The 25,105-nt window shown below is 69.8% G+C and carries 27 protein-coding genes; 7 read left to right on the plus strand and 20 right to left on the minus strand.

The genetic code is table 11. The features are described 5' to 3' along the window. Nucleotide 1: 1 nt before the first annotated feature. The 6 genes from FXO23_RS52310 to ctaD all read right to left on the minus strand — a co-directional run bounded on the left by FXO23_RS52310 (nt 2) and on the right by ctaD (nt 6,283). Nucleotides 2–1,315, minus strand: a complete 1,314-nt coding sequence (locus tag FXO23_RS52310) for a hypothetical protein (protein ID WP_158888296.1) — start codon at nt 1,313–1,315, stop codon at nt 2–4. Next, complete coding sequence (locus tag FXO23_RS27270; RefSeq protein WP_158888297.1) at nt 1,312–1,941, minus strand: DUF3558 domain-containing protein; 630 nt, start codon at nt 1,939–1,941, stop codon at nt 1,312–1,314. The genes FXO23_RS52310 and FXO23_RS27270 overlap by 4 nt, the downstream gene beginning before the upstream one ends. After that, nucleotides 1,938–2,354, minus strand: coding sequence for a hypothetical protein (locus tag FXO23_RS27275; protein ID WP_158888298.1), 417 nt, complete (start codon nt 2,352–2,354; stop codon nt 1,938–1,940). The genes FXO23_RS27270 and FXO23_RS27275 overlap by 4 nt, the downstream gene beginning before the upstream one ends. Before the next feature lie 169 nt (nt 2,355–2,523). After that, nucleotides 2,524–3,276 (minus strand): peptidyl-tRNA hydrolase, encoded by a 753-nt coding sequence (locus tag FXO23_RS27280; protein ID WP_158888299.1) that lies wholly within the window; start codon nt 3,274–3,276, stop codon nt 2,524–2,526. After that, nucleotides 3,273–4,502: a phosphoserine phosphatase SerB gene (gene serB, locus FXO23_RS27285; protein ID WP_158888300.1), complete on the minus strand. Its 1,230-nt coding sequence runs from the start codon at nt 4,500–4,502 to the stop codon at nt 3,273–3,275. The genes FXO23_RS27280 and serB overlap by 4 nt, the downstream gene beginning before the upstream one ends. Beyond that, nucleotides 4,499–6,283, minus strand: coding sequence for an aa3-type cytochrome oxidase subunit I (gene ctaD / locus FXO23_RS27290; RefSeq protein ID WP_158888301.1), 1,785 nt, complete (start codon nt 6,281–6,283; stop codon nt 4,499–4,501). The genes serB and ctaD overlap by 4 nt, the downstream gene beginning before the upstream one ends. 137 nt (nt 6,284–6,420) lie before the next feature. On the opposite strand from ctaD, the gene FXO23_RS27295 reads away from it, so the two are divergent. Further along, nucleotides 6,421–7,263: a phosphotransferase gene (locus FXO23_RS27295; RefSeq protein WP_158888302.1), complete on the plus strand. Its 843-nt coding sequence runs from the start codon at nt 6,421–6,423 to the stop codon at nt 7,261–7,263. A gap of 32 nt (nt 7,264–7,295) precedes the next feature. Here FXO23_RS27295 and FXO23_RS27300 read toward each other — a convergent pair whose 3' ends face one another. Continuing rightward, nucleotides 7,296–8,048 (minus strand): alpha/beta fold hydrolase, encoded by a 753-nt coding sequence (locus tag FXO23_RS27300; RefSeq protein WP_158888303.1) that lies wholly within the window; start codon nt 8,046–8,048, stop codon nt 7,296–7,298. 38 nt (nt 8,049–8,086) lie between these two features. On the opposite strand from FXO23_RS27300, the gene FXO23_RS27305 reads away from it, so the two are divergent. Continuing rightward, nucleotides 8,087–8,602 carry a GNAT family N-acetyltransferase gene (locus FXO23_RS27305; RefSeq protein WP_158888304.1) on the plus strand — a complete coding sequence of 172 codons (516 nt, stop codon included), beginning with the start codon at nt 8,087–8,089 and terminating at the stop codon, nt 8,600–8,602. On the opposite strand, the gene FXO23_RS27310 is transcribed toward FXO23_RS27305, so the two are convergent. From FXO23_RS27310 to FXO23_RS27320, 3 genes are read right to left on the minus strand one after another with little or no spacing between them, the layout of a single operon-like run. Then, nucleotides 8,581–9,318 carry an alpha/beta hydrolase gene (locus FXO23_RS27310; RefSeq protein WP_158888305.1) on the minus strand — a complete coding sequence of 246 codons (738 nt, stop codon included), beginning with the start codon at nt 9,316–9,318 and terminating at the stop codon, nt 8,581–8,583. The two genes, FXO23_RS27305 and FXO23_RS27310, sit on opposite strands and share 22 nt — an antisense overlap. Further along, nucleotides 9,312–9,602 carry a hypothetical protein gene (locus FXO23_RS27315; protein ID WP_158888306.1) on the minus strand — a complete coding sequence of 97 codons (291 nt, stop codon included), beginning with the start codon at nt 9,600–9,602 and terminating at the stop codon, nt 9,312–9,314. Before FXO23_RS27315 ends, FXO23_RS27310 begins: the two co-directional genes overlap by 7 nt. A gap of 3 nt (nt 9,603–9,605) precedes the next feature. Then, nucleotides 9,606–10,382, minus strand: a complete 777-nt coding sequence (locus FXO23_RS27320; protein ID WP_158888307.1) for an AraC family transcriptional regulator — start codon at nt 10,380–10,382, stop codon at nt 9,606–9,608. A gap of 55 nt (nt 10,383–10,437) precedes the next feature. Between FXO23_RS27320 and FXO23_RS27325 the strand changes: the two genes are divergently transcribed. Next, on the plus strand, nt 10,438–11,010 hold the full coding sequence (locus FXO23_RS27325; protein WP_158888308.1) for a class I SAM-dependent methyltransferase: 573 nt from the start codon (nt 10,438–10,440) through the stop codon (nt 11,008–11,010). Nucleotides 11,011–11,040: 30 nt separating this feature from the next. On the opposite strand, the gene FXO23_RS27330 is transcribed toward FXO23_RS27325, so the two are convergent. After that, nucleotides 11,041–12,171, minus strand: a complete 1,131-nt coding sequence (locus FXO23_RS27330) for an alkaline phosphatase family protein (RefSeq protein WP_158888309.1) — start codon at nt 12,169–12,171, stop codon at nt 11,041–11,043. Nucleotides 12,172–12,237: 66 nt separating this feature from the next. Between FXO23_RS27330 and FXO23_RS27335 the strand changes: the two genes are divergently transcribed. Together FXO23_RS27335 and FXO23_RS27340 are read left to right on the plus strand one after the other, a co-directional pair. Further along, nucleotides 12,238–12,708 carry an NUDIX domain-containing protein gene (locus FXO23_RS27335; protein ID WP_158888310.1) on the plus strand — a complete coding sequence of 157 codons (471 nt, stop codon included), beginning with the start codon at nt 12,238–12,240 and terminating at the stop codon, nt 12,706–12,708. 8 nt (nt 12,709–12,716) lie between these two features. Further along, a complete protein-coding gene (locus FXO23_RS27340; RefSeq protein WP_158888311.1) occupies nt 12,717–12,935 on the plus strand; it encodes an FmdB family zinc ribbon protein in 219 nt (72 codons plus the stop codon). Here the strand turns inward: FXO23_RS27340 and FXO23_RS27345 are convergent. From FXO23_RS27345 to nucS, 9 genes are all read right to left on the minus strand, one after another. Next, nucleotides 12,932–14,710, minus strand: coding sequence for a 3-hydroxyacyl-CoA dehydrogenase family protein (locus FXO23_RS27345; protein WP_158888312.1), 1,779 nt, complete (start codon nt 14,708–14,710; stop codon nt 12,932–12,934). The two genes, FXO23_RS27340 and FXO23_RS27345, sit on opposite strands and share 4 nt — an antisense overlap. A gap of 813 nt (nt 14,711–15,523) precedes the next feature. After that, nucleotides 15,524–16,207, minus strand: a complete 684-nt coding sequence (gene dhaM / locus FXO23_RS27350) for a dihydroxyacetone kinase phosphoryl donor subunit DhaM (RefSeq protein ID WP_246257870.1) — start codon at nt 16,205–16,207, stop codon at nt 15,524–15,526. After that, nucleotides 16,204–16,830 carry a dihydroxyacetone kinase subunit DhaL gene (gene dhaL, locus FXO23_RS27355; RefSeq protein ID WP_158888313.1) on the minus strand — a complete coding sequence of 209 codons (627 nt, stop codon included), beginning with the start codon at nt 16,828–16,830 and terminating at the stop codon, nt 16,204–16,206. Before dhaL ends, dhaM begins: the two co-directional genes overlap by 4 nt. Before the next feature lie 3 nt (nt 16,831–16,833). Next, nucleotides 16,834–17,835 (minus strand): dihydroxyacetone kinase subunit DhaK, encoded by a 1,002-nt coding sequence (gene dhaK, locus FXO23_RS27360; protein ID WP_158888314.1) that lies wholly within the window; start codon nt 17,833–17,835, stop codon nt 16,834–16,836. Nucleotides 17,836–17,971: 136 nt separating this feature from the next. Then, on the minus strand, nt 17,972–18,976 hold the full coding sequence (locus FXO23_RS27365; protein ID WP_158888315.1) for a DUF3558 domain-containing protein: 1,005 nt from the start codon (nt 18,974–18,976) through the stop codon (nt 17,972–17,974). A 47-nt stretch (nt 18,977–19,023) separates the two neighbouring features. Further along, nucleotides 19,024–19,302 (minus strand): hypothetical protein, encoded by a 279-nt coding sequence (locus FXO23_RS27370; protein WP_158888316.1) that lies wholly within the window; start codon nt 19,300–19,302, stop codon nt 19,024–19,026. Between the two features lie 13 nt (nt 19,303–19,315). After that, nucleotides 19,316–21,016: a sodium:solute symporter family protein gene (locus tag FXO23_RS27375; RefSeq protein ID WP_158888317.1), complete on the minus strand. Its 1,701-nt coding sequence runs from the start codon at nt 21,014–21,016 to the stop codon at nt 19,316–19,318. A gap of 141 nt (nt 21,017–21,157) precedes the next feature. Then, the gene (locus FXO23_RS27380) at nt 21,158–22,228 is read right to left on the minus strand and encodes a hypothetical protein (protein WP_158888318.1); all 1,071 of its coding nucleotides are present in this window, start codon (nt 22,226–22,228) and stop codon (nt 21,158–21,160) included. Between the two features lie 93 nt (nt 22,229–22,321). Then, nucleotides 22,322–22,981 carry an endonuclease NucS gene (gene nucS / locus FXO23_RS27385; protein WP_179956885.1) on the minus strand — a complete coding sequence of 220 codons (660 nt, stop codon included), beginning with the start codon at nt 22,979–22,981 and terminating at the stop codon, nt 22,322–22,324. Nucleotides 22,982–23,273: 292 nt separating this feature from the next. Here nucS and FXO23_RS27390 point away from each other — a divergent pair, with 292 nt between their 5' ends. Both FXO23_RS27390 and FXO23_RS27395 read left to right on the plus strand, forming a co-directional pair. Continuing rightward, the gene (locus FXO23_RS27390; RefSeq protein ID WP_425484911.1) at nt 23,274–23,804 is read left to right on the plus strand and encodes an NUDIX domain-containing protein; all 531 of its coding nucleotides are present in this window, start codon (nt 23,274–23,276) and stop codon (nt 23,802–23,804) included. 196 nt (nt 23,805–24,000) lie between these two features. Next, nucleotides 24,001–25,038 carry a hypothetical protein gene (locus tag FXO23_RS27395; protein ID WP_158888320.1) on the plus strand — a complete coding sequence of 346 codons (1,038 nt, stop codon included), beginning with the start codon at nt 24,001–24,003 and terminating at the stop codon, nt 25,036–25,038. Nucleotides 25,039–25,105: the final 67 nt, after the last annotated feature.

Consider the following 25,105-nt stretch of genomic DNA (forward strand, 5'->3'; position numbering starts at 1 on the left):
GTTATTCCCCGAGAACGGGCGGCGTCGTCCGCTCGTCGGTGCCGAATACGCTCTCCGGATCACCTTCCAGCAGGAACGAGGGACGCTCGTGCTCCTCGTCCTCGGCGCCCTGGCCCCGGCCCCCACCGGCGCCCAAGCCACCGAGACCGGTCAGGCCACCGCCACCCCGGCTGCCCGCCGCGCCGCCGCCAGGAACGGCGCCGGGCCTGCCCGCGTTCCCGGCGGCAGGAGCCCCGGTTCCGGTGGACTTGCCCGCACCGGGTGCGCCGGAACCACCGCCGGGCACCCCCGCGCCGGGCCCGAAACCGCCCACCGGGCCGAAGCCGGTCGGCGCATGACCACTCGAGCCCTCGGGACCGAACCCCGCACCGGGGCCGAACCCACTCGGCTGAAACCCGCCCGAAATCCCGGCCGACGGGCCGAAGGCGGCGGCGTGCGTGGTCTCGTCCGGCCGCTCGTACCCCGGCATCTGCTCACCCGGCCGCGGGCTCCAGCCTGGGGGCCGCGACGGGACGGCGGGCCCGCGGTGGTCCGGGTCGACCGGCACGACGGGCGGTGGCGGCTGGACGGTGTCGATCCGGTTCCGGCCGGGCTCGTCCTTGCCGTGGACTTCGAAATCCTTGAGGTGAATGGGCTTTCCCGGGTCGCCGGGGTCGGCTTTGCCGCGTTCGAGGCGGTAGTCGCCGCCCACGTCGTCCGGCACCCGGCCGTAGTCGGTGTTCAGCGACTGGGCGGAAGTCGTCGACTGCTGGTGATACCCGTCGTAGCGCTCGATGTTCTCCTTGACCGCTTGGTTGTACGCGGCGACGGCATCCTCGGTGTCGCTGTCCCAGGGCGTGACGATGTCCCAGAAATCCTTGTCCGGCGGCGGATCCGCCAGCTTTTGCAGAGACTTCCGCAGATGCGCGAACTGGTCCGCCTGGGTGCGCAGGTTCTCCCCGTTCGCCGTCAACGTCTGCGAACCCGCGTCGGCCGCGGTGGCCAGCGGCCGGATGTTCTCCCTCGCCGCCTCCGAAGACTGGCCGCTCCACGCCATTTCCAGCTTCCCCACCAGCTCATGCGACTGGTCGGCGATGGCGTCCTGCGCACCCGACTGCTTCTTCGCGACCTCGGAACCCTCATACCAGTCACCGGGCCCGCGCCCTTCCATGATCTTCTTGACCAGTTCCGGCGCCGGAACTGCCTGTGCCCCGAGATCACCCGAGAACAGCTCACCGAACCAGTTGCCGACATCGCCGATGCGTTCGCCCACCCAGCCGACGGCATCACCGACCGCACCGGAGACGGCGTCCCAGGCGTCGGAAAGCCAGCTCATCTCGCCTCCGCCTTGAGATTGGTCAACACCATCTCCGCGAGTTTCCGCGACGCTTCACAGGGATCGACCTTGCCGATCCGGTTCTGCCCCAGCGTGGCCGCCGCGTCGAACACCAGGTTGTCGGCGACCCCCACCGCCACGGCGCAGCTCTCAACGGGTTGGGCACGAGTCGCGTCGTAGGCGATCGCGGGATAGCCCGCTACCGGCGCGAGTTCCTGCCAGAAGGCGGCTTTGGGCTTCTGGACCTCGTACATCTGGGTCAGGCCGTCGGTCACGCCGGTCATGTAGCCCACGTCGACAATCGCGTGGGTGGAACTCTTCGTCCAGCCGCAACCGGGCCCCGCGGCGTTGTCCGTCTTCCTCGCGGACGGCACCTCCCCCAGCAGTTCCGTCAACTGCGCCGGGGTCAGCGATCCGTCGCACGGATGCTTCTCGAAGACCGAAGCGGGCAGCGGATCCGCGACTTTCGGAGCGCCGCTTCGCGGCAGCCCCGCAGCGCCTCCAGGTGTGCTCGCGGAAGTACTGCCGGGAGACTCGCCGCTCGGTGAACCCTCCGTCCCGCTCGAACACCCCGCGCCGAACATCAGCAACAATGCGCTCGCGACACCCCACACACGCTTGTTCACCCGATCGACCCCTCCCCCTGTTTGGGCATGGCTGCTTTCTGCTCTTGATCGTTTTCTACGATGATGCCCAGCGCCTTCTTCAATTTCTTGATCAGCGTCGTCAGATAGTTGACCTGCCGATCCAGATGCGCCAGGTAAACTCGGCCCACGTCGTTCGCGCGGGAGTTGTAACCCTCGCTCGCGATTTCGTCGGCAGGAGGCCGCATATTGGTCAGCCGTTGAGCGGGTTTCCGCTGCTCGTTGATCTGATCCAGCAGCCTTTCCGCATCGCCGAGGGCGACACGCATCTCCTCGCGGCTCATTCGGATCACACCCGCGGGGGTGTGCGGAGGTGCCGCGACACCGGCCGCCGCTCTGCCCACCAGGGACGCGTGGTCGACCACTTCAAAACCGACCTGATCCCACCAGCTCATCGCACCCACTCCCCGTGGAGATCGCGAAGAAAACTTGCGATCTGCAAATTGCGCAAATCCCATGCGGGGAGCGACAGTAGCGGAGCGGGCACCCGCTGTGAACAGATACTCCGCTAAATGAACCAGACGGTGTAGGCGTTGCCGTCCCGCGAACGGACGAACTGCTAGCTCACCATCGGGCGAGCACGGTGACCGTGCCCGGGTCGACCTCGGTGTACCCGGCGTCGCGCACCGCGACCACCCGGCGATCCCGCCAGGCGCCCGCCGGATCGTCACCGGGGTGGAGATCTTTCCATTGCCCCACGGTCGGGATGCGAACCGCGCATCGATAATCCCGCTCGCCCCACGCCGCGAGGTCACCGGCGTCCAGCAGCGCGGCGAGCATCATCGTGCCGTGCCCGACCTGGGCGGCCGCCTTGCCGACGGTCATCGAAACCTCGGGGTTGAGCAGGAGCAGCGGCACCCCGGACGACGGCGGCCCCGGTTCGTCCGGGGGCAGTTCGCTACCGGAGATCTGCAGCCGGGAGATCTCCTTGGGCGTGTCCACCACCCGGCTCGGCACCAACGCACGGGCCTGGGCGCCGTCCGCGGTCACCGTGATCCCGGGATGCGCCTGCGCCGCCTGCCAGTGCGCCCCGCGCGCCCGGCGGGCGACCTTGCGGATGTGCCCGGACACCCAGGCGCGCACCGGTTCGTGCCATTCGCCGCCGGGCCGGGCGCGTTCGTCCAGGCACACCGCCAGCGCCGCGGTCGCCGCCGCTTCCAGCAGGGCGGTCCGCGGCGGGGGCTCGGCCTTCTCCATGCGCAGCACGATCGGCATCGCGCGCACTTCGTCCGGACCGGCCTCGGGGAGGGCGGCTTCTTCGGCGGGCAGCTCCAGCCAGTCCGCGTATCGGGCGGCCAGCGGGTCGAGGATGCTCACGGCCGGGCGAGTTCGAGGCCGTCGGCCGCGTCCGCCGCCTCGACCTCGGCCCGGGTCACGCCGAGCACGAACAGCACGGCGTCCAGGTAGGGATGGGACAGCGCGGTGTCGGCCACCTCGCGCAGCGCCGGTTTGGCGTTGAAGGCCACACCCATCCCGGCCGCGTTCAGCATGTCGATGTCGTTGGCCCCGTCGCCGACCGCCACGCACTGCGCGAGCGGGATGCCGTATTCGGCGGCGAACCGGCGCAGCGCGGTCGCCTTGCCCGGCCGGTCGACGATCTCGCCCAGGACCCGCCCGGTGAGCTTGCCGTCGACGATCTCCAGTTCGTTGGCCGCCGCGAAGTCGAGCCCCAGATCGTCCACCAGCCGCTCGATGATGCCGCGGAAACCACCGGAGACCACCCCGCAGCGGAAGCCGAGCCGCTTCAGCGTGCGCACGGTCGTCCGCGCCCCGGCGGTCAACTCCAGGGACTCGGCGACCTCGTCGAGCACGGTCTCGGGCAGGCCCTCGAGCAGGGCGACGCGGCGCCGCAGCGATTCGGTGAAGTTGAGTTCCCCGCGCATCGCGGCCTCGGTGATCTCGCGCACCCGCGGTTCCACGCCCGCGTGCGCGCCGAGCATCTCGATGACCTCGCCCTGGATCAGCGTGGAGTCGACGTCGAAGACCACCAGCCGCTTGGCCCGCCGGGTCAGCCCGGCGCGCTCGACGGCGATGTCCAGCCTCACCCGGGTGGACAGGTCGACCACCGCGGACCGCAGCTCCTCGTCGGCTGCCGGTGTGTCCTCGGCGACCGACACGTGCACCTCGAGCCCGGTGACCGGGTAGTCGGCGACGCTGCGGATCGCGTCGATGTTGGCGCCCAGGGCGGCCAGTTTGCGCGCCACCTCGGTGAACGCCCGCGCGGTGACCGGGCGCCCGAGCACCACCATCACATGGGTCGAACCCTGGCGGCCGGGGGCGAACGGATCGGCGCCGATGGCCGATCCGATCCGCACCTCGACGTGCATGCCGACGGTGGCCATGGCCTGCTCGACGGCCTCCTGCAGCGCCTCCGGGTCCTCGTGCGCCCCGGCCAGCACGCCGAGCACCAGCTGCCCGCGGATGACCACCTGCTCCACGTCGATCAGCTCGACGCCGTGCTTGGTCAGCGCCGCGAAGAGAACGGAGGAAACGCCGGGCTTGTCCGGACCGGTAGTGGTGATCAGGACAGGCGTGGTGCTCACTGCTCGCCCGCGTTGTCCTTGTCGTGCTCCCCCGGAATGGCCGCCTCGGTGAGCACCTGGGAAGGCGCCTTCGCCCCTTCGCCGTGCACCTTGGGTTTACCGGTGAAGGTGATCTCACCTTCCTTGTGGAGCCGTTCGATCATGTGCGGGTAGTGCAGTTCGAACGCCGGGCGCTCGGACCGGATCCGGGGCAGCTCGGTGAAGTTGTGCCGCGGTGGCGGGCACGAGGTCGCCCATTCCAGCGAGTTCCCGTAACCCCACGGGTCGTCGACCGTGACGATCTCGCCGTAGCGGTAGCTCTTGAACACGTTCCAGATGAACGGCAGCGTCGACGCGCCCAGGATGTAGGCGCCGATCGTGGAGATCATGTTCAGCGTGGTGAAGCCGTCGCTGGCCAGGTAGTCCGCGTACCGCCGCGGCATGCCCTCCGCGCCCAGCCAGTGCTGGACCAGGAAGGTGCCGTGGAAGCCGATGAACGTGGTCCAGAAGTGCAGCTTGCCCAGCGGCTCGTCCATCATCCGGCCGGTGATCTTGGGGAACCAGAAGTAGATCCCGGCGAAGGTGGCGAACACGATCGTCCCGTAGAGCACGTAGTGGAAGTGCGCCACCACGAAGTAGCTGTCCGAGACGTGGAAGTCGATCGCGGGCGCGGCCAGCAGGACGCCGGTGAGCCCGCCGAAGAGGAAGGTGACGATGAACCCGATCGAGAACAGCATCGGCGTCTCGAAGCTCAGGTTCCCCTTCCACATCGTGCCGATCCAGTTGAAGAACTTGACGCCGGTCGGCACCGCGATCAGGAAGGTCATGAACGAGAAGAACGGCAGCAGCACCGCACCGGTGGCGTACATGTGGTGCGCCCACACCGCGACCGACAGCGCCGCGATGGACAGCGTCGCCCAGACCAGGCCCTTGTAGCCGAAGATCGGCTTGCGGCTGAACACCGGGAAGATCTCGGACACGATCCCGAAGAACGGTAGCGCGACGATGTAGACCTCGGGATGGCCGAAGAACCAGAACAGGTGTTGCCACAGGATCACGCCGCCGTTGGCCGGATCGAAGACGTGCGCGCCGAGATGCCGGTCGGCGAGCAGGCCCATCAGCGCCGCGGTCAGGATCGGGAACGCCAGCAGGATCAGGATGCTGGTGATCAGGATGTTCCAGGTGAAGATCGGCATCCGGTACATGGTCATCCCGGGGGCGCGCAGGCAGATCACCGTGGTGATCATGTTGACCGCGCCGAGGATGGTGCCGAGACCGGACACCACCAGACCGGAGATCCACAGGTCGGCGCCCACGCCAGGCGAGTGGATCGCGTCCGACAGCGGCGTGTAGGCGAACCAGCCGAAGTCGGCGGCGCCACCCGGGGTGAGGAACCCGGACATCACGATCAGGCCGCCGAACAGGTACAGCCAGTAGGAGAACGCGTTCAGCCGCGGGAACGCGACGTCCGGCGAACCGATCTGCAGCGGCAGGACGAAGTTCGCGAAACCGAACAGGATCGGGGTCGCGTACAGCAGCAGCATGATCGTGCCGTGCATGGTGAACAGCTGGTTGTACTGCTCCTGCGACAGGAACTGCTGCCCCGGCCGGGCGAGCTCACTGCGGATGAGCATCGCCATCGCGCCGCCCACCATGAAGAAGGCGAACGACGTGACCAGGTACATGATCCCGATCTGCTTGTGGTCCGTAGTGCGGAACAACCGCAGCAGGTACGAACCCTTAACCGACTCGCGCGTCGGATACGGACGCGTGGCGATCGGCTGGGGGGCTACGGCCGTCACTCCTGCCTCCTGCACTGTGAAACCTTGTGGTGGTCTTTAGTCCGGGTCACCAGTGCACTACGCGGGCACCGGCGGCTCGAGGTGGATCGTATCCTTCGCTGTCCCGGCCCGCGCGCACCGCCTGGCAAGATCACGCCATGACCGACCGATACACCCGCGACGCGATCGCCGCCGCCCGCGAGGTGGCCGCCCGGTTCGGGCTCCCGGCCGACCCGGCCGAGGTGCTGCACGCGCGGTCGAATGTGCTGGTGAGACTGGGTGCGGTGGTGGCCAGGGTGCCCGCGACCACCCGGCTCACCCGGCCCGGCGTGGAAGCCTGGCTGAGGCGGGACGTGGCACTCTCGGCTTACCTCGCCGGACAGGGTGTGCGCGTCGTCTCACCTACCGCAGACCCGCCGCCCGGCCCGCATTTCGCGGGCGGCCTGCCGGTGACTTTGTGGCATTTCACCCCGCATGATCCGGATTACCGGTTCCGCCCGGCCGAGGTGGCGGAATCGCTGGCCGCGCTGCACGAGGCGTTACGCGGATACCCCGGCGAACTTCCCGCGAACGGACCGCTCGTGGAGATCGGCACCATGCTGGACCGGCTTTTCGGCGACGACCCCGCGCCGGACCAACTGTGGGGGGCCGTGGCGTCCATCGCCACCTCGCTGCCGGACGGCCCGGAGCAGCCGCTGCACGGCGACGCCCATCCCGGGAACCTGATCGCCACCCCGGACGGCCCGTGCTGGCTCGACTTCGAGGACACCTGGCACGGGCCGCTCGGCTGGGACCTGGCCTGCCTCGCGACCACGCCGCGCCTGGACGGCACGGCCGCGCTCGCCGCCTATCCGGACGCCCCGCCCGCCGCCGAACTGGCGCCTTTCGTGGCCCTGCGCGAACTGTTCGGCGTCTGCTGGCGGTTCGCCATCGCGCGCCGGTTCCCGGATCGGCAGCCCGAGGCCGAGTCAGCCCTGGCCGCCTACCTCAGTGGGTCGTGAGCGGTTGGACCGGTTCTAACCGGCCCGAACACTCACGACCCCGGGTACCAGTCGAGGATGGCTTCGGTGACCGCGGCCGGTTTCTCCAGCGGGGTGAGGTGCCCGGCGCCCGGGACCACCACGAGTTCCCCGTTCGGCAGGGCTTCGGCCAGTTCGCGGGCGGCGTCCGGCGGGGTGAGCTTGTCCTCGGAGCCGACGATCACCAGGGCCGGGATCTCGGTCTCGGCCAGCAGTTCCCGCGAATCCGGCCGCGCCGCCATCGCCCGCTGGGCCCAGGCGATCCCGGACGGCGGTTGCGAGTCGGCGAGGTCGCGGACCGTCTCCGCGATGTCCGGCCGCCGGTAGATCGTGCCGACGCTGAGCAGTTTCGGCAGCATCGAGGTCGCCAGCCAGCCGGTGACCCCGTCGGATTCCGCGCGCCGCGCGATCGCCCGCCGGTTCTCCGCCGCGGCCGGGGCGTCCGCGGTCGCCTTGGTGTCGATGAGCACCAGGCCGCCGATCCGCTCGGGCGCCGCGCGCAGCACCGCCAGCGTCAGATAGCCGCCCATCGAGCACCCGCCGAGTACGACCTTCTCCAGTTCGAGCTTGTCGAGCAGCGCGAGGACATCCAGCGCCGCATCCTCGAGGCTCGGCGCCCGATCGGTCTCCGGGAGCTTGGTCCGGCCGAGTCCTCGCTGGTCGGGGGTGATCAGCCGGGTCCGCGCGGCGAGCGGTTCGCGCACCGGGTTCCACATCCGCGCATCGAGGGGGAACGCGTGCAGCAGGACCAGGGGAAGTTCAGCCATGCCCGCATTCTGTCGGATCCTTGGGCTACCGTCAGGCAGTGATCACCGAGTTCACCGAGATCCGGACCGAGCGCCTGGTGCTGCGGCCGCTGCGCGAGGCCGACCGCCCGACCGTGCTCGAGATCCAGACCGACCCGCGCACCAACGAGTTCAACCCGCGTCCGCCCACGGTCGAAGAGACCGAGCAGAAGTTCGCGTACTGGCTGGACCACTGGCGCCGGTACGGCTTCGGCTACCTCGTGGTGCTCGAGGCCGCGACCGGGAAGGTGCTCGGCCTCGGCGGTGTGCAGGTCCGCCAGCACGCCGGTGCGGACGTGCTCAACCTCTACTACCGGTTCCGGCCGGCTGCCTGGGGGCAGGGCTACGCCTCGGAGATGGCCGCGGCGGTGGTGGACTGGGCGGAACGGGAACTGCCCGAACGCCCGGTGCTGATCAGCATCTCGGTGGGGAACAAGCCGTCGATCCGGGTCGCCGAGCGACTCGGGTTCACCTGTTTCCTCGAAGACATGTACGACGGGGCGCTCTCGCGCCACTACCGCAAGATCACCTCGTAGCTCTCGCCGTCCCAGGTGCGCGGCAGTGGGGTGGGCACCTCCGGAGCCACCGCGGCGACGATCCGGTCGAGCACCTCGTCGGCATGTCCGACCAGCAGATGCCCGGCCCCGGCGAGTTCGATCACCCGCGCTCCGGGAAGCACGGCGCACTTCTCGCGCACCCCGTCCGGGCGCAGGAAGTCGTCGAACTCCGGCACCAGCACGATCACCGGCTTCCCGGTCGGCGCCCAGGCCGCCAGGTGCTCGGGGGTGCTCCAGCGCATCGGCGGCGCGATCAGCACGAGCCCGGTGACCAGCGGATCGTGCCCGTAGCGCACGGCGAGATCGGTGCCGAAGGACCAGCCGACCAGCCACACCCCGGGCAGCTCCCGCGCCCGCGCGAACCCCAGCGCGGCGGCCACGTCGAACCGTTCCGCCTCGGCGCGGCCGAACTCGCCCTCGCTGCGGCCCGCCTCGCTCGCGGCGCCGCGGGTGTTGAAGCGCAGGACCGCGAAGCCGGCCAGTGCGGGCAGCCGGAAGGCCGCCTTGCGCAGGACGTGCGAATCCATCATCCCGCCGTGGGTGGGCAGCGGGTGCAGCAGGATCACCGTCGCGATCGGGTCGCGATCGGCGGGCAGCGCGAGCTCGCCGACCAGGCGCAACCCGTCCCCGGTGTGCAGGGTGATCCGCTCGCGCCGCGCCGGGAGCCGGGTGTTCGGTCCGATCCGGGTCACCACGGCCGCCGCCTTCCCCGGGCCTCCCAGCAGCCGCGGTGCCAGTGCCGCCGGTCGTCCGCCGACCCCGTCTCGTCCGCGGGCCACGCCACCACGTGCGGGATGCCCGGCCGGATCTCGTGGTCGCAGCCGGGGCAGCGGTAGAACTTGGTCGCCTGCGACCCGGGGACGCTGCGCACGATCCAGTCCCCGTCCGGCCCCGATTCGGCGCGCGCCCAGCCGGTCGCCGCGCCGACCGCGCGCGGCGGTGCGGGCCGGGCGCGCGGCGGGCGGTTGCGTCGGGGCACGCGTCAACGGTAACCACCGGCGAAGTACTCGCCCGGCGGCATCCCGACCGCGCGCCGGAAGGCGGCGACGAACGCGCTCGGCGAGGAGTAGCCGACCCGGCGGGCCACCCCGGTCAGCGGGGTCCCGGCCGCGAGCCACGGCAGCGCGGCCCGCAGCCGGACCTGGGTGCGCCAGTGGCCGAAGCCGACCCCGCACTGGGTGAGGAAGAGCCGGGCGAGCGTGCGTTCGCTCGCCCCGGCCACGCGGCCGAACTCGGCGAGTCCCCGCGGATCCGCCGGATCGGCGAGCAGCGCCTCGGCGACCTCGCGCGCCCGCGGGTCCCGCGGCATCGGCACGCTGATCGGCGTGACGTCGACCGGTTCGAGCAGGTCGAACGCGACCGCCTCGGCGCGCGCCCTGGGCTCCTCGCCGAGATCGTCGGCGGTCAGGTGCCGCAGGAGCTCGCGCAGCAGCGGACCGACCGCGATCAGCCGCGGCTCCGGCCAGCCGACCGGGCACCGGGCGGGATCGGCGTAGATACCGGACAGCCGCGCGCGCCCGTCGGCGCCGGTGCGGTGCACGGTGCCCGCGGGCAGCCACAGCGCCCGGGTCGGCGGCAGCACCCAGTGCGCGTCGCCGACGTTCACCGCGACGATTCCGCGCGAAGCCCAGACGAGCTGGTGGTGGCTTTCGTGGACGTGCCAGGGAAACCAGGTGCCCGCCGCCAGTTCGAAGTCGCCGAGCACGAGCGCGCCGCTGGCTTCCACCGGCGCGGAGTACACTTGACCGTTTCGCGACATCGGTTGACAGCCTAGCGCCTATCGGACAACCTCCGGCGTCCCTAACGTCGTTCCCATGGCGATGAACTGGCTCCACCGCAAGTGCTGCAGCTCGGCGAAGTGGGCACGTTCGGTCGAGCGGGACCTGCTGCCGTGGTCGCTGTCCGGGGTGGAACTGGGCGACCGCGTGCTGGAGATCGGCCCCGGCTACGGCGCGAACCTGCGCGTGCTGGCGGATCGCGTCGCCAGCCTCACCGCCCTGGAGATCGACGGCGAACTGCTGGCCGGGCTGCGCCGCCGCTACGGCGGCCGCGCCGAGTTCGTGCACGGCGACGGCGCGCGAATGCCCTTACCGGACAACGACTTCGATTCGGTCGTGTGCTTCACCATGCTGCACCACGTGCCCACCGCGCGGCAGCAGGACGCGTTGTTCGCCGAAGCGCTGCGGGTGCTGCGGCCGGGCGGGACGTTCGCCGGGAGCGACGGCGTGCACGGCCTGCTGTTCCGGCTGATCCACCTCGGCGACACCTACAACCCGGTCGCTCCCGCCACCCTGCCGGACCGCCTGTCCGCCGCCGGGTTCACCGACGTCTCGGTGTCCACTTCGGACGGTTCCCGGCAACGCTGGAGCGCGCGCAAACCCGCCTAGCTCCCACCACGCGCGCGCTCCAGCCTCCCGCTACGAGTAGGCGACGACCAGGGGAACCAGTTGTTCGGCGGTGGTGAGCGAACCGTGCTGGCCCAAGAAGGAGGATTCGAGCGGTTCGGCGCGGCGGCGGAGCAGGCCGAACTCACCGCGTGCCGCGGCCACCACGTCGCCGATCCGCGCGCGGATCCGGTCGCCGACCGAAGGCCCGAACCACCCCGCCTCGATCGCCTCCTCGCGGCTCGCCACCCAGGCGCGGTCGCCGAGGGTCTCCCGCCACGCGGACAGCACCGTGCTCGCCGCGCCGTCCACGGTGTACACGTGCCGGGCGCGCACCTCGCCGCCGATCGCGCGCACGCCGCCGAGCAGGCCGGGGGTCGCGTCGACGTCCACGACCGAATCGGCGACGTGCACCATGCCGTGGTCGGCGACCACGGCGAGCATGCACCCGGGCGGCAGTTCGTCCACAAGGGACTCCACGAGCCGGTCGACCTGCCGCAGCTGCATCCGCCAGGCGGGCGAACCGGGACCGTACAGATGGCCCAGCATGTCGAGTTGGCTGTGGTAGGCGTAGCAGAGGCTCGGGCTCGCGCGCAGCGCGTGCAGCGTCGCCGCGGCCAGGTCGCCGAACGCGTACACCCCGGAATACCGGGCGCCGCGCAGCACCGCCCGGGTCAGCGCCGAATCGGCGAATTCCGCCGAGGACACCACGGTCGTCTCGACGCCCGCCGCGGCGGCGCGGGAGAAGGTGGTCGGCAGCGGCTGGACCTCTTCGGGCCGCAGCCGGTCGCGCAGGTCGAGGCCGCCGGGATGGCTGCACCAGCGCAGCGCGTTGATCACCCCGGCCCCGGGGACCTCGAAGGTGTACCCGGCCAGGCCGTGCTCCCCGGAGGAAACCCCGGTGCCGATCGCGGCGAGCCCGGCCGCGGTCGTGGCCGGGTAGCCCACCTGGAGCGAAGAACGGGACAGGGCGTTCAGCACGGGGGCGTCGGAAATGTGCTCGTTCAGCAGTTCCCAGCCCAGGCCGTCCACGAGCAGCACGCATGCCCGGGACAGCCGGGGGAAGTCCAGCGTGTTCTCGAATCCTTCGACACCGAGCGCCGCGAGCGCGGCGGGGATGACCTGGCCGAGATGAGGGCGGTCTTGCAACGTTGGCAGATCCACTCGTTCAGCTTGCCACTCGAGCGGAGAATGGTGGTGCGCAAATGGCGGATGTCGCAAGCTGGTTTCATGACCGGCCCACTCGCGGTGGACGAAACCGGCGACGTCCTGGCGGCCTTCCACGCGGTGGCCGAGGACGTCGCGTGCACCGACGCGCCCCTGCCCGCCGCCCTGGTGGCGCTGTGGCACGCCGACCGGCTGTTGCTCGTCTTCAACCGGCAGCGGCGGTGCTGGGAACTACCGGGCGGCATGATCGATCCGGGTGAGACGCCGCGGCAGGCGGCGATCCGCGAACTGCGCGAGGAATCCGGGCTCGTGGCGGAAAACCTGGCCTTCGCCGGGTACGCGCGGTTCGCTCTGGTCGCGCCGCCGCGGACCGAGTACGCCGCCCTCTACACCGGCCGGTCGGCGCCCCGCTCCGGTTTCACCCCGAACGACGAGATCGGCGCGGTGTGCTGGTGGGATGGCGTCTCGCCGCTCACCGGGCGCGTCTCGCCGCTCGACCTGGCACTGGCCCGGCTGGCCCGGCCGTCCGGATAATGGGTCCCATGCCGACCTACGCATACCGCTGCCGCGAGTGCACCGAGACCTTCGAGCTGTCCCGGCCGATGAGCGAGTCGAGCGCACCGGCCACCTGCCCGGCGGGCCACGCGGACACCGTCAAGCTGCTGACCACGGTCGCGCTCACCGGAGCGGCGACGGGCGGCGGCCCGGCGCCCGCGCCGTCCGGCGGCGGTGGTTGCTGCGGCGGCGGCTGCTGCGGCTAGCGGACCGTGTAGTCGTAGAAGCCCTTGCCGGTCTTGCGGCCGAGGCGGCCCGCGGTGACCAGGTGTTCCAGCAGCGGGGCGGGCGCGAAGCCCTCCTCGCGGAACTCGTTGTACAGCGTGCGCTGGATGGCCAGCGACACGTCCAGCCCGACGACGTCGAGCAGTGCGAACGGACCCATCGGCAGGCCGCAGCCGACCTTCATCGCGGTGTCGATGTCCGCGGCCTCCGCGTAGTGCGCCTCGAGCATCTTCACCGCGTCGTTGAGGTACGGGAAGAGCAGCGCGTTGACGATGAACCCGGCCCGGTCGGCGCAGCGCACCGGATGCTTGCCGACCGCGCCGCACACCGCGTGCGCCGTCGCGACCACGTCCGGCGCGGTGGCGATCGTGTGCACGACCTCCACCAGTTTCATCACCGGCGCCGGGTTGAAGAAGTGCAGACCGACCACATCGGACGGTCGGGTGGTGGCCGCCGCGCATTCGATGACCGGCAGCGAGGACGTCGTGGTGGCCAGGATCGCGCCCGGTTTGACCACCTCGTCCAACGCGGCGAACACGGCCTGCTTGACCGATAGCTCCTCGGCGACCGCCTCGACCACCAGGTCGACGTCGGCCAGCGCGTCGAACTCGACCGCGGGGGTGATCCGGCCCAGCGCCGCCGAAGCGTCCGATTCGGACAGTTTGCCCTTGGCCACGGCCTTGTCCAGGGACTTGCGCACCTTCGCCACCGCGGCGTCCGCCTTCTCCGCCGCGCGGGCGCGCAGGACGACCTCGAAACCGCGTTTGGCGAAGACTTCCGCGATACCGGTGGCCATGGTGCCGGTGCCCACCACGCCGACCCGCCGCACCGGGCGCGCGCTCGCGGTGTCCACAGTGGATTCCTGGGTGCTGTCCGCGACCACGGTCGGGGAATCCGGCGCGTCGTAGGTGTAGAAACCGCGTCCGGTCTTCCGGCCGAGCAGGCCCGCGGTGATCATCTGCTTGAGCAGCGGCGCCGGGGCGTGCAACCGGTTGCGGGACTGGTGGTACATCGTGTCGAGGATCTCGTACGCGGTATCCAGGCCGATCAGGTCGAGCAGCGCGAGCGGCCCCATCGGGTAGCCGCAGCCGAACCGCATCGCCGCGTCCAGGTCCTCCCGGGTGGCGTAGTGCTGCTCGTACATCCGCACGGCGTGGTTGAGGTAGCCGAACAGCAGGGCGTTCGCGATGAACCCGGCCCGGTCGCCGATCACCACCGGCGTCTTGCCCAGCCGCTCGGCGAAGGCGACGACGTCGGCGATCACCTCGGGCTCGGTGACCACCGTGCGCACGATCTCGGTGAGCTTGAGCACCGGCGCCGGGTTGAAGAAGTGCATCCCCACGACCTTGCCGGGCCGCGCGGTGTGCACGCCGATCTCGGTGATCGACAGGGACGAGGTGTTGGAGGCGAACACCGTGTCCGGCTTGGTGATCTTGTCGAGTTCGGCGAACACCTCGGCCTTGGCGGCCAGGTTCTCCGGGATCGCCTCGATCACGAAGTCCACTTCGGCCAGATCGGCCAGCGCCGTGGTGTAGGTGATCCGTTCGTGCAGCGCGGCGCGGCCCGCCTCGTCGAGCTTGCCCTTGCTCAGCGCGCGTTCGGTCGAATGCTCGATGTGGCCGCGGCCGCGCCGGGCGCCCTCGTCGTCGATCTCGACCGCCACCACCGACAGCCCGCTGCGCGCGAGCACCTCGGCGATCCCGGCACCCATCGTGCCGAGTCCGATGACCCCTACCTTCGCGATGTCCCGCGCCACAACCGGCCTCCGGTGGTTACTCGCTAGTAGTTTCTGCGACTGATAGTGCCACGCGGGACCCGCTCCCACCGAGTCTCCGCCCGACGGAATCGAGTCAGCACCCGCTTGGGTGAGTGTCAGCCGCCGATGAGGTGAACCTGGCACCCGCAATTCGATCCGCTGCCAAACGGTGATCTTTTCACCTGCGCGACACCGATGAGGAATCTACTTTACCGCGTGGAAAGCGCGCGTAACCCGGTGGAAATACACACGGGATTTTATCCGTCGTGACGGCGAAGTCCGGGAAAACCCGAACGTTTCCGCGAGGAATCGCCGCACGAGTAGATCAGGAGGAGTTTCCATGAGCATCATCGGTCAGCTCGTCGAGGCCGTGTCCGCGCTGCTGCACGCGATCGGCATCGGCTGATTCAAGAGTCAGCATTCCAGGCAAGCACGCCACAATTCTTTCGAATGGGAGAGATCTCCATGGGAGAAACCAGCATTCTCGGTTCACTCGTCGACGCCCTGCTCGCCCTGCTGAAGGCGATCGGCATCGGCTGAACCAGGCCACCACCGCCGCGCCGTGGGAGGCCCTCACCCACGGCGCGGCCCTGGTTCCCTGTGCCCCCAATGCGGCATTCGTAACGTTCAACGCCCCCAATGCCGCATTGGGGGATTTCGGTACCGGGTGGGCGCACTTCGTCGGCGAAATGCGAAGTGCTTGCGCACGCAACCAGGGCACTCTTCCCCCAAAGTGCCGCCTCCCCGGCAAGCCGCGCCCCCAATGCGGCATTCGGTACCCTCAACGCCCCCAATGCCACATTGGAGAACTCGTTACTCGTCGAAGTCGCGCTCCACCAGGGATTTCACCCGGTCCAGGGCTTCGGCGGCCTGGTCGCCGCGGGCCCGGATCTCGATGCGGTCACCCTGGCGGGCGCCGAGCGACATCAGCGCCAGCACGCTGTGCGCGTCGGCCTCCTGGTCACCGAGTTTCACGCTGACGTCCGCCGCCAGCCCGGCCAGGCTCCGGGCGAGCAGTGCGGCGGGCCGGGCGTGCAGGCCGACGTCGTTGGTCAGGGTGAGTTCCAGGCTGCGCACGCCTGCCGGCGGTTCCGGATCGGCCGAGGTGTCCAGATCGGGTGGCGCGCCCGCCTTCGCGGCCGCGGCGAGCACCGCCATCCGGTCGCCGCCGCCCTGCGCCGCGACCGCGGCGGCCACCGCGCCCTCGACGAACGGCGCGTCCGCGACCACCGCCGCCTCCGGATCGGCCAGCGATTCGACCGCCAGCTCCGCGGTCATCTGCGCACTGCCCAGGTCGTAGAGCAGCACCACCCCGGCGCCGGAGTCCGCGCGCTGCACGGCGGCGACCACGGCGTCGTAGTCGGTGCCGAGCCCGCCCTCGGGCAGCCCGCCCGCCGGGACCACGGAAACCTCCGGCGCCATCTGGGTGGCGAGCTCGGCCAAGCCTTCGGCGAGTTTCGCGCTGTGCGAGACGAGGACCAGGCTCACCTTGCTCACGCGGCACCCGCCGCGTCCGCGAAGGCCCGCAGGATCAGCGCGGTCGAGCGCGCGCCCGGATCGAGGTGACCGGCGCTGCGTTCGCCGAGATAGGAAGCCCGGCCCTTGCGGGCGACCAGCGGAACCGTGGATTCCGCGCCCTTCTCCGCCGCCGCGGCGGCCGCGGCCAGCACGGCGGCCGGGTCGCCGCCCGCCTCCTCGGCGGCGGCGACCGCGGGCAGCAGCGCGTCCACCATGGTCGCGTCGCCTTCGACCGCCTTGCCGCGCGCCTGCACGCCCGCCAGCCCGGCCCGCAGCGCGGCCACCACGGCGGCACCGTCCAATTCGGACGCATCGCCCACCGCGGTCGCGGCCCGGAGGAACGCCGTGCCGTACAGCGGTCCCGCCGCGCCACCGACCTTGGAGATCAAGGTGGTGGCGGCCGCCTTCAGGACCGCGCCCGGGGTTTCCGGCTCGCCGGAGTCCAGTGTGGACACCACTGCGGTGAAGCCGCGGTTCAGGTTCTCGCCGTGGTCCGCGTCGCCGATCGCGCGGTCCAGTTCGACCAGTTCGTCGCGGTGCTCGGCGACGACCGCCGCGGCCGCGCGCAAGGCACCGGCCACATCTCGCGCGGTGCACCCCATAGGTCAGCTCCTCCACCTCAGCGCGGCCGTGTTCACCGGCGCGTCCCACAAATCGATCAGCTCGTCGTCCAGTTTCAGCAGGGTGATGCTGATCCCCTGCATTTCCAGGCTGGTGATGTACGGCCCGACCAGCCTGCGCTCGACCGCGATCCCGCGCTCGGCGAGCCGCCGTTCCGCGATCCCGTGCGCCAGGTACAGCTCGAGCTGCGGCGTGCCACCCATCGAGTTGGTGAACAGCAGCACCCGGTCCCCCGCGGCGAACGGCAGATCCTCGGCGACCGCGGCGACCATGCGCTCGATCAGCGCGTCGGCCGGTTCGGCGGGAATCCGCTCGCGGCCCGGTTCGCCGTGGATGCCGATGCCGAACTCGATCTCGTCGTCGCCGAGGGTGAAACTCTGCTCGCCGACATGGGGCACGGTCGGCGCGGTGAGCGCGACCCCGATCGAACGGACCTGGCCGATCACCTTGCGCGCCAGCGCTTCCACCTCGTCCAGCGAGGCCCCGCGCGCGGCCGCGGCGCCGGTGATCTTCTCCAGCGGCACGGTGCCGCCGACGCCCCGGCGGCCCGCGGTGAACGTGGAATCGGCCACCGCCACGTCGTCGTCGATCACCACGCTGCGCACCTCGAGCCCCTCGGCGGCGGCGAGTTCGGCGGCGGTCTCGAAGTTGAGCACGTCCCCGGTGTAGTTCTTCACGATCAGCAGCGCGCCCGCGGCGCCGGTGGTGGCCGCGACCGCGGCCTGCACGGCGTCCGGGGTGGGCGAGGTGAACACCGCACCGGGCACCGCCGCGTCGAGCATGCCCGGGCCGACGAACCCGCCGTGCAACGGCTCGTGGCCGGATCCGCCGCCCGAGATCACCGCGACCTTGTCCGGCACCGGCGCGTCGGCCCGCACCACCAGGGCCGGATCCTCGTGCACGCGGAGCAGTTCGGCATGCGCCGCGGCGAGCCCGCGCAGCGACTCGGTGACCACGTTCGCCGGATCGTTGATGATCTTCTTCATGCGGCCTCCCAGTGATCAGGTGCAGGCCCCAACCTAGGCGTTCGCCCCCGCGCTGGCGACCCGGACGCGCCCTGTCATGAGGGGACCCCTCCGGACAAAATTTGTCCGGAGGGGTCCCCTCATGAAACCCGGCGAGCTAGCCCTTGGGGAGCTTGGGCACGATCGCTTTCACGGCCTTGAGGGCCTTGCCGCACGGGTCGTCGGCCGACGCCTCGGCGGTGTAGTTGTTGTAGTCGAAGGAGACGATCTCGCCCTCGCCTTCCTTGGTCTGCCGGTGCAGCCAGGTGATGTTGCACTGCGACCCGGTCTTGCTGCGCGACTTCGAGTACCCCTTCATCCCGCCGCCGAGGTCGACCTCCTTGGTCTGGCCGTCGGGCGTCGGCGCGGAACCGGTGCGGTAGACCAGGTTCCCGGACGGGCTCCGGCCGCTCCAGGAGCAGTTGTGCAACCCGATCGGGGACTTCTTCACGTCACCGCCGAAGATCTCGGCCATCACCGCGTCGTCGCCGACCGTGCACAGGTCCACCGCGAGCAGCGAACCGGGCACCTGCGGGTACTGGGCCGGTTTGTCGCGCAGCCGCTTGATCACCTTCTGCAGCACGACCCGGCCCGGGCGGCACGGATCGCCGCCCTGGTAACTGACCTGCGCGGTGATGCCGAGGTCGGGTTCCTTCGAGGTGACCGCCGTGACGAAACAGGTCGCGTCGTCCTGCTTGCGCTCGATCTGCGGCAGGCCCTCCACCGATCCGTTCGCGTCCTTGCCCGCGCCGCTCAGCGAGTCGCCGAGTTGCAGCGACACCCGGATCGTCTTGCCGCCCGCGTCCTTGACCTCGTTCGAGCACTTGTCCAGGCCGAACGCGCTCTGCGTGCCGGGCGTGCCCAGTTCGGCGAGCGTGGTGGCGTCCAGCAGCGGGCAGGGATCCACGGTCCGCAGCGCCGAGGTGGCCACCGCCTGATCGGTGATCGGCCCGTCCGGCGCCGATCCGGCGCCGGCCGAATCCCGGGTGACCGTGGTGCGCGGGTAGTTGGACCTGCCGAGGTCGGTCCCGCCGCAGGCCGCGGTCATCGCGAGCACGGTGAGCACGGCGAGTCCGGTGCGGACGGCGGGCACCCGGCGGGGCCGGAGAACGGAGGAGAACACGCCGTGCACGGTAGCCGCCCCGCGCACGGCGTGTCCGCACAACCTCGCTATTCGCCCGAGGTGTCCGCGCCCTCGGCGGACTCCGGTTCGTCCACCTTCAGCGGCCGCACCAGCGCCCACAGCACGAACAGCGCGGTGAACACCAGCATGCCGATCCCGGCCCACAGGTTGATGTTCAGCCCGTCGGCCTTGTTCAGGTCCTCGTCACTGGTGAACCCGGCGCCCATGACGGTGAGCACCACGCCGTAGACGCCGATCAGCAGCGCGATGATCAGCCGGATGTCGAAGGCGCCGGCCCGGCGGGAACGAGTGGATTCCGTAGCCATTGCGGGAGTCCTCCTAGAACGCGATGTTCAGGGCGATGGTGATGACCAGGGCGATCCCGGCGAGCAGGCCGGGGTTGCGGTACCAGCCCGCGTCCGCGCCCGTCGTCGAATGCTGCCGCGCGGACTTCGGCGTCAGCGAGTACACCAGGCCGACCAGCTCGGTGTCGGGCTTGGGCCGCGTCGCGTAGGAGACCAGCACGCTGACCACCACGTCGACCACGAACGCCGCACCGGCGCCGATGAAGCTGGCGCCCTGGCCGGGCAGGTCCCACACGCCGGTCTTGGCGAGCACGAACACCGCGACCGCGGACAGCGTTCCGGACACCAGGCCGACCCACCCGGCGGTGGCCGTCATCCGCTTCCAGAACATGCCCAGGATGAACGTGGCGAACAGCGGCGCGTTGAAGAACGAGAACAGCTGCTGCAGGTAGTCCATCAGGTTCGCGTAGGTGGACGCGATGAACGCCGTGCCGATCGCGAGGATCGTGCCCGCCGCGGTGACCACCCGGCCGAAGCTGAGGTAGTAGCCGTCCGGCTTGTCCTTCTTGATGTAGGACTGCCAGATGTCGTAGGTGAACACCGTGTTGAACGAACTCAGGTTCGCCGCCATCCCGGCCATGAACGAGGCCAGCAGGCCGGCGATCGCGATGCCGAGCATGCCGTTGGGCAGCAGATCGCGCATCAGCAGCAGGAGCGCGTTGTTGAAGGTCGCCCCGCTGGGCGCCTTGTCCCCCGCCAGCAGCGCGGTCTTGTTCTCGCCCATCAGCTCGGTGACGCTGACCGCGGCGATCATGCCGGGGATGATCACGATGAACGGCACGAACATCTTCGGGAAGGCGCCGATGATCGGCGTGCGCCGGGCCGCCGACATGCTCTTCGACGCCATCGCGCGCTGCACTTCGACGAAGTTCGTCGTCCAGTAACCGAACGACAGCACGAACCCTAGGCCGAAGACCAGGCCCAGCACGGAGAGGAAGTTGCTGCCGAACCCGGTGAGCTGGTTGCCCGGCCAGGAGTGCAGCTGGTCGGCGCCGCCGGGGCTGTTGGTGACCTTGTCCACCAGGCCCTGCCAGCCGCCGACCTTGTACAGGCCGACGAAGGTCAGCGGCACCAGCGCGGCGACGATGACGAAGAACTGCAGCACCTCGTTGTAGATCGCCGCGGACAGCCCGCCGAGCGCGGTGTAGGTCAGCACGATCACCGCGGCGAGGATGACCGAAACCCAGATCGGCCAGCCGAGCAGCAGGTTGACCACGCTGGCGAGCAGGAACAGGTTCGCCCCGGCGATCAGGATCTGCGCCAGCGCGAAGCTGACGCCGTTGACCAGGTGTGCCGGGCTGCCGAAGCGGCGCCGCATGAACTCGGGGACGCTGCGCACCTTGGAGCCGTAGTAGAACGGCATCATCACGACGCCGAGGAACAGCATCGCCGGGATGGCGCCGATCCAGAAGTAGTGCGCGGTCGGCAGGCCGTACTGCGCGCCGTTCGCCGACATGCCCATGACCTCGATGGCCCCGAGGTTCGCCGAGATGAACGCCAGCCCGGTGACCCAGGCGGGCAGCGAACGCCCGGACAGGAAGAAGTCGAGACTGGTCGACACCTGCCTGCGGGCCAGGTACCCGATGCCGAGCACCAGTACGAAATAGAACGCGAGCAACACGTAGTCGATGGCGCTCGCATCAAGCCGCAGGTTCGCCTCGGCTAGGACATGCACCCGACCCACCTCCGTCCGGAGTCAACATCTTTCAACAAGAACCACCACGATCAACCTGGACGCGCACACTACTGCAAGATTTCCGCGAGGTGAATGCGGCTGGGCGGTCTTGTCCTTCTTGAGACCCGATCGGGCATCCGATCACCCCCTCGCGGGTACTTCGACCAGCTCCAGGAGCATCTCGTGGTGGTCCGGCCCGTACTTGCGCTCGAAGAGTTTCCGCACTTCGTCGTGGGCGTGGTTCGGCTGGGTCAGCTGGTACGGCCCGCGCTCCTCCCGGTGGCCGTGCGCGTTGCCGATGACCACGCGCGCGGCCAGGCCGCCGATCCCGGTGGCCGCGTGGTGCTCGATGATCTCGCGCCCGTTCACGTACGTCGTCTGCCCCCTGGTCACGAACGGGAGCCGGTAGGCCTTCTGCTCCGACCCGGTTTCGACGATCACGGCGACCTTCATGAACTGCTCGAGGGTCCGGGTGCTGTGCGCCTCCCACAGTTCGTCGAACTTGGCGCTCACGAACGTGCCCAGCTGGGACGACTGGCTCGTGTGGTACTGCTCGGCGTTCCACGACGTGACGTCGACCGGGTAGAAGGAGACCACGACGTGGTCGTCCGTCTGGTACATCTGCACCGGCGGCAACGCGGAGTAGACCCGGATCTCGATGTTCCGCGACGCCGGGACGCGCACGAATTCGCCGTAGAGGACCCGCAGGTTGTCCAGGATGTTGGCCATGACGTTCGTCTGCCCGTGCAGGTCCCGGTTCCGCTGCTCGGCGGCTTCCGCGTCCGGGTCCAGGATCAGGATCCGCACGTCGATCCCGCGGTCCAGGGCGGCGCGGACCGCGTTGACGAAGGTTTCCTTGTACTCGTCCTGCAGCAGGTCCAGCCAGAGCTCGAGGATGCGGACCCGGTCCTGCGCGGTCTCGACCTCGTTCATGAACTCGTGGTGGTGGAAGCGTTCCCGCCGCTTTTCCTTGTCCTGATCGGCCCGGTTGATCAGGGGTGCGATGAGGAACAGCACCACGATCGTGCCGATCAGGTCGGCGCCGAGGTTGAGGCCGAGGTTCGGGCCGTAGTCGGCCAGCGAACTCGAGACGGCCAGCAGCACCCCGACCACGACCAGCAGCGCCGCCACGATCGCCACGTAGTACCGCTGATGGCTCAGATATTTCCAGAGACGGTTCGGCCGCGAGACGCGCCGACGGATCCCACCCACCCAGAACTCCCTGCTTGACCGGCCGGAAGCAACCGGTGCGCAACCAGTGCGTCACCGTCGGTCAATCCTAGCGAGTGGCCCCGGGCCCGGGGTTCAGAACAGCCGGAACTCGTCGGATTCGATGCCGCGCAGGGCGTCGTAGTCCAGGGTGAGGCAGCGGATGCCGCGGTCCTCGGCGAGCGTGCGCGCCTGCGGCTTGATCAGCTGGGCGGCGAAGACGCCCTGGACCGGGGCCAGCAGCGGATCGCGGTTGAGCAGTTCCAGGTAGCGGGTGAGCTGCTCGACCCCGTCGATCTCGCCCCGGCGCTTGATCTCCACGGCGACCGCGCGGCCGTCGGCGTCGCGGGCCATGATGTCCACCGGGCCGATCGCGGTCGGGAACTCCCGCCGGACCAAGGAGTAGCCCTCGCCCAGGGTGGTGATGTGCTCGGCGAGCAGTTCCTGCAGGTGCGCTTCCACGCCGTCCTTGACCAGGCCCGGTTCGGCGCCCAGTTCGTGGCCGATCTCGTCGATCACCTCGTCGATGGTGATGACCAGCTTCTCGCCGGACTTGTTCTCCACGATCCACGGGTTGGCGTCGTCGATCAGCCAGCACGGCGGGCTCATCCAGTTCAGCGGCTTGTAGGCGCGGTCGTCCGAGTGCACGGAGACCGAACCGTCCGCCTTGATCAGCAGCAGCCTGGTGGCCATGGGCAGGTGGGCCGTGAGGCGACCGGCGTAGTCGACCTGACAGCGAGCGATCACGAGACGCACCCGGCGAGAGTAGGGGACGCGCCGAAGCCGTTCGCTCCCACCCCGCAACACACCCGTCCCGGCGGGCAACCTCCGGCCCGGCTCCCGCGTGTTCCGTTCGACCGGGCGGCTCGGGGGAAGCATCGCCATCCGGTTTCTTTTCTCGGGGTGTTCAGCACAACAGAATTGGGGGTTTCCATGCCATTTTCCGGCAGCGGAATGACACCCGCTCGACCGGTGCGACATTCACGCGATTTCTCCCGGAACGGCCACGAGGACGCGCTCCGGCGCCCCGGCCATAATGGGTGGCGTGATCGAACGCATGACTTCGCGCGAGGTGTATCGCAACAACTGGATGACGGTGCGGGAGGACACCGTCCGCCGGGAGGACGGCTCCGAGGGCATCTACGGCGTGGTCGACAAACCGACCTACGCGCTGATCGTCCCGATGGACGGCGACCGGCTGCACCTGGTCGACCAGTTCCGCTACCCCCTGGGGCTCCGCCGGTGGGAGTTTCCCCAGGGCACCGCGCCGGATCTCGCCGATCTGGACCCGCTCGAACTGGCCGCGCGGGAACTGCGGGAGGAGACCGGGCTGCGCGCCGGGTCGATGGTCGAACTCGGACTGCTCGACGTGGCGCCCGGGGTGTCCAGCCAGCGCGGCCGGGTCTACCTGGCGACCGAACTGACCGAGGGCGAGCACGAGCGGGAGCACGAGGAACAGGACATGCGGACGGCCTGGTTCGGCCGTGCCGAGGTCGAATCGATGATCGCGCGGAACGAGATCACCGACGCCCAGTCGATCGCGGCGTACACCCTGTTGTGCTTCCACGAACGAAGGTGAGAAATTGACGAACAGCTCACGTCACATATCTAGTGACTTCCTCCGGGAATCCGCGGAACAACAAAAAACACTATCCCGCTCCCGCGGATAATGGTGTAGGTTGACAGAGCGCGCGGGAGACAGAATATCGGGGGTTCTCGCGACTCGCGCAATTATCGGCATACTATTCGGTAGTTTCTTGAATCAGGGGTGTTCCATGTCAGTAGACAATTCCGGCTCGCGCCGCAGATCCTGGGGTAAGCGCGCTTTCTTCGGCGCGGCCGCGGCCACGCTCGCCGTGCTGACCGCCGCGCCGGCCGTCGCCGCGGCCGATCCGGCCCCGGGCGGCCGCAACCGCGACATCACGCTCGACTCCAAAGAGGACGTGATCTCGCGGAAGGCGAACGGCGCGCTCACCGTGTACCCGCACTCGGGGTCGTTCGACGCCGCGAACGCGGGCGCGACCTACCAGAACGGGGTGGCGATCAACTGGGGCTGGAACAACGCCTCGTGGATCTCCGCGGGCAACGTGACCAACGACCTCAAGACCGACATCCTGGCCCAGGTCGGCGGCATCGTCACCGCGTACCAGCACTCGGGCGCCTACGACCCGGCCAACCCGACCGCGACGCTCGGCAAGACCCAGCAGTTCGGCGGCGCGGGCTGGGACCTGTTCGACCTGAAGCTGCAGGCGGACTTCAACGGTGACGGGATCGACGACGTCGTCGGCCGCCGGGGCGACAAGCTCTACGTGTGGCCGGTGGTGCCGGACGCGTCCGACAAGATCCAGGTCTACCCGGCGCAGCAGATCGGCGAGTACTTCGACGGCATCGACCAGCTCGACATCGCCGACCTGAACGCCGACACCCTGCCGGACGCGATCGTCCGCGAGGGCGACCAGCTGGTGGTCTACTACGGCCAGCCGACCCAGCAGGCGCAGAGCCGCTCGGCGGCCGGGGCGCCGTTCACCGCGTCCGTGGTGTTCAGCAAGAACCGGGTGTCCTCCCCGCAGGCGCGCACGGCCGCCGCGGCGGTGCCGCAGTACCAGATCATCAGCGGCGGCTGGTCGCTCGCGGACCGGACCGTGGTCAAGGACGTCAACCTCGACGGCAAGCCGGACATCGTGAGCCGCCTGAAGTCCGACGGCCAGCTGCTGGCGTTCCTGAACACCGGGGTCGCCGCGGACGGCACGGTCGGCTTCTCCGGCCGCAACTACCTCGGCGCCAAGTGGGTCGGCGACTCGTTCATCAACTGACCTGAAGTTCCCCCAATGGGCATTTTTCATCTTGGTTTTTGCTGGTGGGGTGGGGTTGACCGGGTGT

It is taken from the genome of Amycolatopsis anabasis, assembly GCF_009765355.1.
GTDB lineage: Bacteria > Actinomycetota > Actinomycetes > Mycobacteriales > Pseudonocardiaceae > Amycolatopsis > Amycolatopsis anabasis.